Genomic DNA, 10,705 nt, shown 5'->3' on the forward strand with positions numbered 1-10,705 from the left:
GCTGCGATGAGCGAGGAGAAGGACGCCGCCGAGCGCCAGTTCGTCGAGGCGTACCACATGCCCGAGGGCATGGCGCGGCACGAGGCGCTGGAGCGCGCCGCGCGTGCCGCGGACGCCCTCGACCACCTGCCGCTGGCGGTGAGCTGCCGGATCGCGCTGATCCGCTCGGCCTACGACCTGGGCCGCTACGACCTGATGCTGGCGCCGTTCGCGTGGTGCGGCACGGCGGAGCAGCGCGACCCGACCGCGTTCGACGAGTGGGAGACGCACAGCTTCGACTGGGCGCACAAGTGGATCGTCAGCGGCCTGATCGCGGACCCGCGGTTCACGTTGGAGCAGATCGGCTCGTTCGTGGACCAGTTGGCGGCCCGCTACCAGCGGCTCGGGTACTCGATGCAGCCGGTGCACGGTGCGCGCGCCGACCTGGCCGCGCACGTCGGCGACGACGAGGCGTACCGGGAGCACTTCGCGCGGTACCTGGCGATGGACCGCGGCCCGATGAGCGACTGCGAGGCGTGCGTCATCGAGGAGCAGGCCGGTCACCTGATCCGGCAGGGCAGGCACGCCGAGGCGGTCGCGCACGCCGAGCACCAGTTGGCGCAGGACACCGGCTGCGCGACCCAGCCGCAGGGCATCCTGACCACGTTGACGCCCGCGTTCGTGGAGCTGGGCGACGTGGACCGGGCGCGGCAGGCGCACGTGGTGGCGTACCGGCTGGTGCGCGACGACATGGTCGGCGGCTACCTGGACGACCACCTGGAGTTCTGCGCGCGCTCGGGCAACGTGCGGCGCGGTGTCGAGCTGCTGCGCGGCCACCTGCACCGGGTGCACCACTCGACCAGCCCGTCACGGGCAATGCACTTCGCCGCGGGCGCCGCGCTGCTGCTCAGCCGGGTGTCGCCGGACGAGGAGTTCGCCGTGCCGCGGGACGGGCGGACCACGGTGATGTCCGCGCCCGAGCTGCGGGCGGTGCTGGAGGCGCAGGCGTTGGAGATCGCGGCCCGGTTCGACCGGCGCAACGGCACCGACGCGGTGAGCAGCCGCATCCGGCAGACGCTCGCCGCACCCGACACGATCCCGGTGCCGCTGGCCGTGCCGATCGCGTCTCCCCCGGCTCCCGCGCTCGAGGCCTTCGAGGCCGTCGAGGAGGAGCCGGTGGCGGTCGGCGACCCGGTGGAGTTGGCGGAGCGGATGTGCGAGGCGTTCGACCGGGGCGAGTTCATGCTCGGCATGCGGCTGCTGCGGTCGCTGCCGGAGGACATGGACTCGTTGCTGCCCGAGCGGCTCGGTGCGCTGGTCGCGGCGCGGCGGGCGATCGTCGGCGGGCACGTGCGGCCGAAGGACGAGGTGCTGGCCGAGCTGGACGTGGCGATCGAGCGGCTGGCCGAGTGCGGCGAGTACGACCTGGCCAACCGGTACCGGGCGCGTGGCGCCGGGCTGCGCGCGGAGGAGGGCGGTCTGGAGGAGTGCACGGCGGTCGCGCGCACGTGCCTGGCCGAGGCAGAGGTCGCCGGCACCCCGTACACGCGGGTGCTGACCAGGTTGCTGCTGGCGGACCTGCTGGCCGACGGGGAGGAGTTCGACGAGCAGGGCGCGCTGGTCGCCGAGGCGTTGGAGCTGGCGCGGGCCGAGGTGCCGGAGCTGGCGTCGCGGGCGCGGTGCGACCGGGCCCAGCACCTGGCCACGACCGGGCAGTTGGACGAGGCGCACACCGAAGTGGTGGACATCCTGGCGAGCGATCCGCCCGCGTCGGTGCGGTTCGACGCGCTGCGGCTGCTGCTGAAGCTGCAGACCGTTCGGGGTGACGAGGAGGCGGTCCGGACGGCCGCCGAGTTCGTCGACTCGTTCAGCACGCCGCGCGGGCCGTGGACGGCCGAGACGCACCGGCAGCGGGTGGCGTCGGTCGAACGGCTGGGGCTGGAGGCCGAGCACCTCGCGGAGCTGCGCGACGCCGTTACCGCTGGTCACGAGGTCGGCGTGCCGGACGACGTGGCCAAGGCGTGCTACGCGCTGGCCGGCGGCTACCTCAAGTCGGGCCGGTTGGTGGAGGCCGCCGAAGCGCTCGAAGAGGCGGTGCGGGTGATCGAGGACGGCGACGTCGACCCGGACGTGGTCGTCCCCGTCCGGTACCGCCTGGGTCAGGTCTGCGCCCGCCTGGACGAGACCGAGTCCGCCCGCCGCCACCTGGAAGTGGCGCTGGGCATGGTCCCGGCGGACGAGCCGTGGCGTCGCGCGATGGTCCTGGACGTCCTGGCCGGCGTCCTGCGCCGACTGGACCAGCCGTTGGAAGCCGCGTCGGCGTACCAGGGCGCGGCGGCGGCGTGGCAGTCGGTGTCGGAGTTCGCCGAGGCGGCGGGTTCCCTGGTCGAGGCGGCGGCGGCGCTGCCGAACGAGGAGGCCGCCGAGTGCGCCACCACCCTGACCGCGGCCGAGGAACTGCTGTCGTCCGTGGAAGACCTCGACCACCGCACCCACCTGACCGCACGGATCGCCGCGATCCGGGCGTTCCTGCACACCCAGGCGGGCGAACACGCGGCGGCCATGGAGCAGAACGGCATCGCGGAAGAGCTGGCCGCCCAACTGGGCGACCTGGACTGGCAGACCTTCCTGGTCGCGCGGGGTGCCCGCTTCCTCCTGGAATCCGGCGACCCGGTCAACGCCGAGGCCGAAGCCCGCCGGGCGGGCACCCTGATCAACGACGAGACGCCGGCACAGATCCTCGGCGACATCGCGAACGTCCTGGAAGAAACCCTCCGCGCCCAAGCCAAACCAACCTCAGGCGACCCCGTACTCCGCGCCCTGACCACCCGCCTGGAGGCCTGACCTGCAGAAATGGTGACCCAGAGGAGCAACGCCGATTGTCAACCAAGATCACCAAATCGAGCGAACTCGATGTCCAGCCAGAACCGAAATCGACTTCGCGCGTCGCCTTGAACGAGGAAGGAGGCCGGCTCAGGCGCGCTGGGCACGAGCCGAGGTGTAAAGGCACACCGCCGCCGCGGTCGCCAGGTTGAGACTCTCCGCACCGCCGTAGATCGGCACCTTCAGCGAAGCGTCCAAGCCGGCCACGACCTCGTCGGGCAGCCCGTGCGCCTCACTGCCGAACACCCACGCCGTGGGCACCGCGAGGTCCCCGCGCAGATCAGCGGTCACCAGGTCCTCCGGCGCGTAACCATCCGCCGCGACCAGCCGCAACCCCGCCTCCCGGCACGCGGCGAACGCCTCACCCGCATCCCGCACCCGCGCGATGGGCAGGTGGAACACACTGCCGGTCGACGCACGCACGCACTTGCCGTTGTGCGGGTCGACCGTGTCGCCCGCGAAGATCACCGCGTCCGCACCGGCCGCGTCCGCGACCCGCGCCACCGTGCCCGCGTTCCCCGGATCCGCCACCCCGTGCAGCACGGCCACCAGCCGCACCCCCGGCGTCAACGCGGCCGACAGCGGCACGTCCACCAGCGAGCACACCGCGACGATGCCCTGCGGCGTCACGGTCTCCGACAGCGCGGCGGCCGCCTTGTCCGTCACCGCGCTCACCGGCACGCCGGCGTCGACGGCGTCGCGCACCAACGCGGGGTTCCGCGAGGCGGCGAGGGAGGTCACGAACAGTTCGTGGACCCGTCCGCGCCCGGCGGCGGCCCACGAGAGGGCCTCGCGCACGGCTTGCGCGCCCTCGGCGAGGAAGCGTTCGGCGCGGTCGCGGCCGGGGCGCCTGGTCAGCCGCCCAGCGGCAACGACCCGGGGAGTCCGTTCGGTGAACGGAGCATCCCCGGGTCGTGGTGCGCGGTCGTTCGCGCTCAGGCCTTGTCCTCAGCGGGCGCGTTGACGTCGCTGGGCAGTGCGGCCTTGGCCAGCTCCACCAGCGCGGCGAACGCGGCCGGGTCGCTGACGGCCAGCTCGGCCAGGATCTTGCGGTCGACCTCGATCTCGGCGAGCCGCATGCCCTGGATGAAGCGGTTGTACGTCATGCCGTTGGCGCGGACACCGGCGTTGATGCGCTGGATCCACAGCTTCCGGAAGTCACCCTTGCGGGCGCGGCGGTCCCGGTAGGCGTAGTTGAGCGAGTGGAGCACCTGCTCCTTGGCCTTGCGGTACAGCCTCGAACGCTGGCCGCGGTAGCCGCTGGCGAGCTCAAGGGTGGTACGGCGCTTCTTCTGGGCGTTCACTGCCCTTTTGACGCGTGCCACGGGTCCATCCTGTCGATCTCGTGGAGCCGGTGGGGGCCGGCTCCGGTGTTCAAGGGGGTGAAGGTCTAAGGCCTCAGAGGCCGAGCAGCTTCTTCAGCCGCGGCACGTCGTTCTTCGCGACCTCGGTGGTGCCGGAGAGGCGGCGCGTCAGCTTGCTGGACTTCTTCTCCAGCAGGTGGCGCTTGCCGGCCTTCTCGCGGACGAGCTTGCCGCTGCCGGTGACCTTCACACGCTTGGAGGTCCCGCTGTGGCTCTTGTTCTTGGGCATTTCCGTCCTCAGTCTCGTGCAGCCACCGGGGATGGGGGCGGCCATGCTTGCTCCCGGCCCGGAGGCCGGGAGATCACTCCTCGACAGACTCCGCCGTCGCCTCGTCGGCGCTGTCGTGCTTGATCGGGCGGGTCTTCGTGGTCTTGTGGGGGGCCAGCACCATGATCATGTTGCGGCCGTCCTGCTTCGGGTTCGACTCGACGAAACCGAGCTCCGCGACGTCCTCCGCGAGCCGCTGCAACAGTCGGTAACCCAGCTCCGGCCGGGACTGCTCACGGCCCCGGAACATGATGGTCACCTTGACCTTGTTCCCGTGCGACAGGAAGCGGGCCACGTGGCCCTTCTTCGTCAGGTAGTCGTGCGGGTCGATCTTCGGCCGGAGCTTCTGCTCCTTGATGACCGTCAGCTGCTGGTTGCGGCGAGACTCGCGGGCCTTCTGCGCGCTCTCGTACTTGAACTTGCCGTAGTCCATGAGCTTGCAGACCGGCGGCCGAGCCTGCGCGGCGACCTCGACGAGGTCGAGATCCGATTCCTGGGCGAGTCGGAGCGCGTCCTCGATGCGAACGATCCCGACCTGCTCGCCGTTCGGCCCGACCAGACGAACCTCGGGCACGCGGATGCGGTCGTTGATGCGCGGCTCGGTGCTCGCGGGAGCACCTCGGTTCGAGGGACTTGTCATTCACGTCCTTTGTGACTCGTTGTGCGCCAAAGACAAGAGGCCCCACACCTGCCCGGTGTGAGGCCCGCTTCCGACCGATCGCACAACGAAGGGCGCAGTCCACCCGTCGAGGGACCGGACCCGGCCACCTGCTCGAAGCGGCAGACTCGGGTGGGAGCGGGGCTCCACTTGCCGTCCCCACAGGTGTGGGGACTGGTCGCGCGGAGAATAGTAGCAGACGGCCTTGTCAACCCCCGAATCGGCGACCCGTTCGAGGTGGTTGCGAGAATGGCTCCCGTGACCGACCTGCCTTCGAACAACGTCCGCGACCTGTCCGATGTTCCCAGCGTCGAGGTGATCAGCAAGGCGGCGATCATGCTGCTCTCCTCCGCCGCCGAACGCCTCGGCCTGGCCGACGAGGACCCCGAGCACAGCCCGCGCCGCGACCTCGACGAGGCCCGCCGCCTGATCACCGCGCTGGCCGGTCTGGTCACCGCGTCGGCCGAGTACCTGGGCCCGCACGCCGGTCCGCTGCGCGAGGGGCTCCAGTCGGTGCAGCGCGCGTTCCGCGAGGCGTCGGCCTACCCGGACGAGCCGGGCCAGGGCCCGGGCGAGAAGTACACCGGCCCCGTCTACTAACTCCCCGTGTGTCCTACGTTCGGAACGCGTGTGTCCTGCGTTCGGAGCACCCGAGTTGAACGCTCGGAACGCCCACGTCCCGCGGCGGGACACGCCTGAGTGTCCAACATGCCTGTCCTGAACGTAGGACACACACGTCCTGGACGTAGGACACACGTGGGACCTGGGGGTTCGGCTCGCGCGGCGGAGGTGGGCCGACAGGGGGCCAAGAAGTGATGTTTAAAGGGTGGGAAATCTGGGTAGCGCGTGGCATTGTTAACGGCGTTCGCGCGAACACCTGTTGATCTTTCGACCCTGCACAAGGGGGGAACCCAGACATGGGTAAGTTTCGCGCGCCTTGGGAACGGCTGGTAGGGGCAGTCGGTCTCGGTGTGACGGCGGTAGTGGCGTCGGCGCTGGTGGTCACACCGGCGCAGGCAGCCGAGGCCGAAATCCGTGACGCCAACAGACCGGACGCCGTGGCCGGCAGCTACATCGTGGTGCTGAAGGACGGCTTCCACACGACGGACGCGGTCGCCGCGAAGGTCGAGGCCCAGGTCACGCACCGCTACCGCGCAGCCCTGAACGGCTTCGCGGCGAAGATGAGCGAGCAGGCCGCCAAGCGGCTGGCCGACGACCCTGCGGTGGCTTACGTCGCCCAGGACCAGAAGGTCAAGAAGGTGGCCGACCAGCCGAACCCGCCGTCCTGGGGTTTGGACCGCGCCGACCAGCGTGACGTGCCGCTCAACAACAACTACAGCTACGCCGGCACGGCGAGCAACGTGCACGCCTACGTCGTCGACACCGGTATCCGCGCCACGCACAGCGATTTCGGTGGCCGGGCCAGCTTCGACGCCAACACCACCGGTGACGGCATCAACTCGGACTGCGACGGTCACGGCACGCACGTCGCGGGCACGCTCGGCGGCACCGCGTACGGCGTGGCCAAGGGCGTCCGGCTGCACGGCGTGAAGGTGCTGGACTGCTTCGGTGAGGGCACCGTCGCCACCGTCGTGGCGGGCATCGACTGGGTGACCGCCAACGCGCAGAAGCCCGCCGTGGCGAACATGAGCCTCGGTGGCTACGCGAACGACATCTTGGACTCGGCCCTGCGCCAGTCCATCGCGTCGGGCATCACGTACGCCGTCGCGTCCGGCAACGCGGGCGACGACGCGTGCTACTACTCGCCTGCCCGTGTCGCCGAGGCCATCACGGTCAACGCCACGGACAGGGCCGACGGCCGGGCGTACTTCTCCAACTACGGCACGTGCACGGACGTGTTCGCGCCGGGTGTGGACATCACCTCGGCGTGGGGCACCGGCGACAACGACACGAACACGATCAGCGGCACGTCGATGGCGTCGCCGCACGTGGCGGGTGCCGCCGCGCTGTACGTGGCCGCCAACCCCGGCGCGTCACCGCAGCAGGTCCAGAACGCGCTGAACGCGGCCGCGACGCCGGCTCGGGTCGTGGACGCCGCCACGGGTTCGCCGAACATGCTGCTGTTCACGGGTGCGCCGGGCGGTGACATCCTGGCCAAGGGCGAGAGGCTGAACGCCGGCCAGACCAAGATGTCGCAGGACGGCCGGTACAGGCTGGTCATGCAGAGCGATGGCAACCTGGTGCTCTACACCGGGGCGGCGCAGCCGTTGTGGCACACCCACACGTACAACACGGGTGCGACGTACGCGATCCTGCAGACCGACGGCAACCTCGTCGTCTACACGGCCGCGGGTGTGGCGAAGTGGCACACCTTCACCTACGGTCGGCCGGTCGACCGGCTGATGGTGCAGAACGACTCGAACGTCGTGCTGTACGGCCCGACCGGGCAGTACTACTGGCACCGCTTCCAGTAATCACCACGATCACCACCCGTTAGTCACCGGCGGCGCCGGGGTCCTCCTGGACCCCGGCGTCGCCGTTTCACGGGTTGACGCCGGCGGCGCGCAGTTGCCGGGCGGCCAGGGCCCGGATGACTTCGGCGTCCTGACGGCGCCAGCCCTCCACGGGGTCGCCGGGGAAGGCCGCCAGGTCCTTGAGCGACAGCGTGTTCAACGCGTGCAGCGCGAGGAGGTCGAAGCGCCCCTGGTCGCGCAGCCGCCGTGCCACGGCGGCCCGCCGGGCGAACCGCAGCCGCAGCGGCAGCCACGTGATCAGCAGGAACGCCAGCGGTATCGCGATCAGCGCGATGGTGAGCCACAGCGCGGTCGTCTCCACCGCCTCCACTTGCGTGCTGCCCGCGTCGGACAGCGTGCCGCCGGCGGACTTGCCGCGGTCGAGCGCGTCGGCCAGTTTCCCGCCGACCAGCGGCACTTCCCTGGCCTTGGCGGCGGCGTCCCCGAACGTCTCGCTCAGGTTCCGCCCCGCGTCGACGAGTCCGTCGCCGGGCGCGCGCAGCAGCCGGACCGCGTCACCCACCGCCTGGGCCAGCTTCACCCAGAACCACATCCAGGCGACCGCCAGCAGGTCGGCCACCACCTGCCGCGCCAGCCGGGGCGAACGATCCGCGTACCACTTCATGAGGTGTGGTCTACCAGGCGTGCGTTACCGGGAACAGACGTGACCGTCGTCGCCGGAGTCGGACGCCGTCGCCGGTACCGGTGCCCACTAATGTCGGGGTGTGGGGATGACGTTCGGTGAGCTGCTGCGCGCGCACCGGTTGCGGGTCCGGCTGACCCAGGAAGAGCTGGCGGAGGGCTCGGGGGTCAGCGTTCGGGCGATCAGCGACATGGAACGCGGTCGCGCCAAGGGACCCCAGCGGCGCACGGTGGAGGCACTGGCCGGTGTGCTCTCGTTGGCCGGGCCGGAGATCGGGGAGTTGCTGGCCGCGGCCAAGGAAGGAAGGGTGCGGCGCTCGCCGTCGGTCGCGCCTCCGGTCACGCCTTCGGCGTTACCGCCGGACGTCGCCGACCTGACGGGGCGCGAGGACGAGTTGGCCGCGTTGACCGCGGTCGCGGAGCAGACGCGCACCACGTCGTTGGTCGTCGTGCACGGTCCGCCGGGTGCGGGGAAGACGGCGTTGGCGGTGCGGGCGGCGTACCGGCTCGCGTCTCGTTTCGCGGACGGGTGTTTCTTCTTCAACCTGCGCGGTATGGACGTGCGGCCGGTGCACCCGTCGGAGGTGGTGCACCGGATGCTGTTGGCGCTCGGTGTGGAGGAGACGCGGATCCCGGCCGGCGAGGCGGAGCGCTCCGACCTGTACCGGGCGCGGCTGCGGGAGCGGTCGACGTTGTTGGTGCTGGACAACGCCTCCGACGAGGCCCAGGTGCGGCCGTTGCTGGCGACCGGGTCGGGGTCGTTGGTGGTGGTGACGTCCCGGCTGGTGCTCGGCGGGTTGGAGGCGAGCGGGCGGCTGGGGCTGGACGTGCTGGACCCGGGCGAGTCGTTCGAGTTGCTCGGCGCGATCGCCGGGCGTGCCAGGGTGGGCGCGGAGCCCGTGGCGACGGCGCGGGTGGCGAAGCTGTGCGGCCACCTGCCGCTGGCGTTGCGGATCGCGGGCAACCGGCTCGCGAGTCGTCCTAAGTGGACGATCGGGCACCTGGCGGGTCAGCTGGTGGACGAGCGCCGCCGGCTGTCCGCGCTGACCTCGGGCGATCTGCAGGTGCGCACCGCGTTCGAGATGTCCTACCGGCAGCTCGGCGAGAAGGCCGCGGTGCTGTTCCGCAGGCTGTCCCTGGTGCCGGGGGCGGATTTCGGGCCGGACCTGGCCGCGGTGCTGGCCGACGTGGACCGGTTCTCCGCCGAGGACACGCTGGAGGAGCTGGTCGACATGAGCCTGCTGGACACCGCCGAGGTGCCCGGCCGGTACGTGTTCCACGACCTGATCCGGGTGTTCGCCGGTGAACGGCTGGCGGACGAGGAGCCCGCGCCGGTGGTCGGGCAGGCGCGGCGGCGGATGGTGGACTGGCTGCTGGACACGGCGGTCGCGGCGGCCGGGTTCTTCGGGCCGCGTGCCAGCACGGCGCCGTCCGGGCCGTTGAGCGGCCAGGAGGACGCGGACGCCTGGATCGCGGTCGAGACCGGGAACTGGGTGGGCGCGCTGCGGTCGGCGGGCGGCGACGGGCTGCACGCCGAGGTGTTGCGGCTGGCCACCGCCATGCACTGGTACTCGGACCAACGCGGACGCGGCGAGACGTGGGTCGAGGTGTTCACCGCCGGTGTCGCGGCGGCGCGTGCGCTGGGCAGCGTGCGGGACGAGGCCGTGCAGCTGAACTTCCTGACCTGGACGCTGGCGGTGCTGATGCGCCGGTTCCCGGAGGCGTTGGCGTTGTACGACGAGGCGTGGCGCGCGTCGGTGGCGGCGGGTGACGTCACGGAGCAGGGCTGGGCGGTGCACTACCGGTCGGTGTCGGAGCTGCGGTCCGGGCGGTTGGAGGCGGCGCAGGTCAGCGCGCGGCGGGCGCAGGAGCTGTTCCGGCGGGCCGGGTTCCCGTTGGGCGAGCAGATCTCGTTGTCGTGCCTGGCGTTGGTGCTGGACGGGTTGGCGCGGCACGAGGACTCCGTGCTGGTGAACCTGGAGCTGCTGGCCAACGTGCGGTCGGGAAAGCTGGACCTGGCGCCGGTGATGGCGGCCGAGATGTCGGCGACGCTGCTGGTGCGCACGGCGGACAGCCTGGTGCGGTTGGCGCGGTGGCCGGAGGTGCTGGCGGCGGCGGACGACGCGCTGGAGATGCTGCGCGCCGCGACCGCGCCGTCGATGCTGTGCGATGCCCGCTACCTGCGCGGGGTGGCGCTGCACCGGCTCGGTGATCCGGCCGGGGCGCGGACCGAGCTGGAGCTGGCGGTCGGGTCGGCCGACGAGCACCGTCAGCACCGCCGCCTGGCGGAGGTGTTCGGCGCGTTGGCCGACGTGCACGACGACCTCGGCGACCCGGTCGCGGCTGGGGTTTATCGCGACCGGGCCGCCTCCGTGGGGTCGCGGGGGGGGTTTGTGTGGGCCTTTTGGGGGGGCGCCAGTTTGGTTCTGGGGCAAAT

The 10,705-nt window shown here is 71.4% G+C and carries 9 protein-coding genes; 4 read left to right on the forward strand and 5 right to left on the reverse strand.

Annotated features, from left to right (window positions below):
- Window positions 1-6 precede the first annotated feature (6 nt).
- On the forward strand, window positions 7-2,823 hold the full coding sequence (locus FM051_RS11195) for a hypothetical protein (RefSeq protein WP_158842871.1): 2,817 nt from the start codon (window positions 7-9) through the stop codon (window positions 2,821-2,823).
- A 129-nt stretch (window positions 2,824-2,952) separates the two neighbouring features.
- Here FM051_RS11195 and FM051_RS11200 read toward each other — a convergent pair whose 3' ends face one another.
- The 4 genes from FM051_RS11200 to infC form a co-directional block, all read right to left on the reverse strand.
- The gene (locus tag FM051_RS11200; RefSeq protein ID WP_158842879.1) at window positions 2,953-3,801 is read right to left on the reverse strand and encodes a TrmH family RNA methyltransferase; all 849 of its coding nucleotides are present in this window, start codon (window positions 3,799-3,801) and stop codon (window positions 2,953-2,955) included.
- Entirely contained in the window at window positions 3,798-4,187 is a 390-nt protein-coding gene (gene rplT / locus FM051_RS11205; RefSeq protein ID WP_158842872.1) for a 50S ribosomal protein L20, read from the reverse strand. Before rplT ends, FM051_RS11200 begins: the two co-directional genes overlap by 4 nt.
- Before the next feature lie 73 nt (window positions 4,188-4,260).
- Window positions 4,261-4,455, reverse strand: a complete 195-nt coding sequence (gene rpmI / locus FM051_RS11210) for a 50S ribosomal protein L35 (protein WP_053722438.1) — start codon at window positions 4,453-4,455, stop codon at window positions 4,261-4,263.
- Between the two features lie 73 nt (window positions 4,456-4,528).
- Window positions 4,529-5,134, reverse strand: a complete 606-nt coding sequence (infC, locus tag FM051_RS11215; RefSeq protein ID WP_077006162.1) for a translation initiation factor IF-3 — start codon at window positions 5,132-5,134, stop codon at window positions 4,529-4,531.
- Between the two features lie 267 nt (window positions 5,135-5,401).
- Between infC and FM051_RS11220 the strand changes: the two genes are divergently transcribed.
- Together FM051_RS11220 and FM051_RS11225 are read left to right on the forward strand one after the other, a co-directional pair.
- The gene (locus tag FM051_RS11220) at window positions 5,402-5,752 is read left to right on the forward strand and encodes a DUF1844 domain-containing protein (RefSeq protein ID WP_053722440.1); all 351 of its coding nucleotides are present in this window, start codon (window positions 5,402-5,404) and stop codon (window positions 5,750-5,752) included.
- Window positions 5,753-6,123: 371 nt separating this feature from the next.
- A complete protein-coding gene (locus FM051_RS11225) occupies window positions 6,124-7,587 on the forward strand; it encodes a S8 family serine peptidase (protein WP_158842873.1) in 1,464 nt (487 codons plus the stop codon).
- A 67-nt stretch (window positions 7,588-7,654) separates the two neighbouring features.
- Here the strand turns inward: FM051_RS11225 and FM051_RS11230 are convergent, their stop codons facing one another.
- Window positions 7,655-8,251, reverse strand: a complete 597-nt coding sequence (locus FM051_RS11230) for a hypothetical protein (RefSeq protein WP_158842874.1) — start codon at window positions 8,249-8,251, stop codon at window positions 7,655-7,657.
- 106 nt (window positions 8,252-8,357) lie between these two features.
- On the opposite strand from FM051_RS11230, the gene FM051_RS11235 reads away from it, so the two are divergent.
- A partial coding sequence (locus FM051_RS11235) for an ATP-binding protein (RefSeq protein ID WP_158842880.1) occupies window positions 8,358-10,705 on the forward strand: 2,348 nt, incomplete at its 3' end.

It is taken from the genome of Saccharothrix deserti (assembly GCF_009769385.1).
GTDB classification, from domain to species: Bacteria; Actinomycetota; Actinomycetes; order Mycobacteriales; family Pseudonocardiaceae; genus Actinosynnema; species Actinosynnema deserti.

Excerpts from the sequence above, each read along its gene's own strand:
- FM051_RS11220 (WP_053722440.1), top strand. The coding sequence starts at position 5,402 with ATGGCTCCCGTGACCGACCTGCCTTCGAACAACGTCCGCGACCTGTCC.
- infC (WP_077006162.1), bottom strand. The coding sequence starts at position 5,134 with ATGACAAGTCCCTCGAACCGAGGTGCTCCCGCGAGCACCGAGCCGCGC.
- FM051_RS11195 (WP_158842871.1), top strand. The coding sequence starts at position 7 with ATGAGCGAGGAGAAGGACGCCGCCGAGCGCCAGTTCGTCGAGGCGTAC.
- FM051_RS11230 (WP_158842874.1), bottom strand. The coding sequence starts at position 8,251 with ATGAAGTGGTACGCGGATCGTTCGCCCCGGCTGGCGCGGCAGGTGGTG.
- rpmI (WP_053722438.1), bottom strand. The coding sequence starts at position 4,455 with ATGCCCAAGAACAAGAGCCACAGCGGGACCTCCAAGCGTGTGAAGGTC.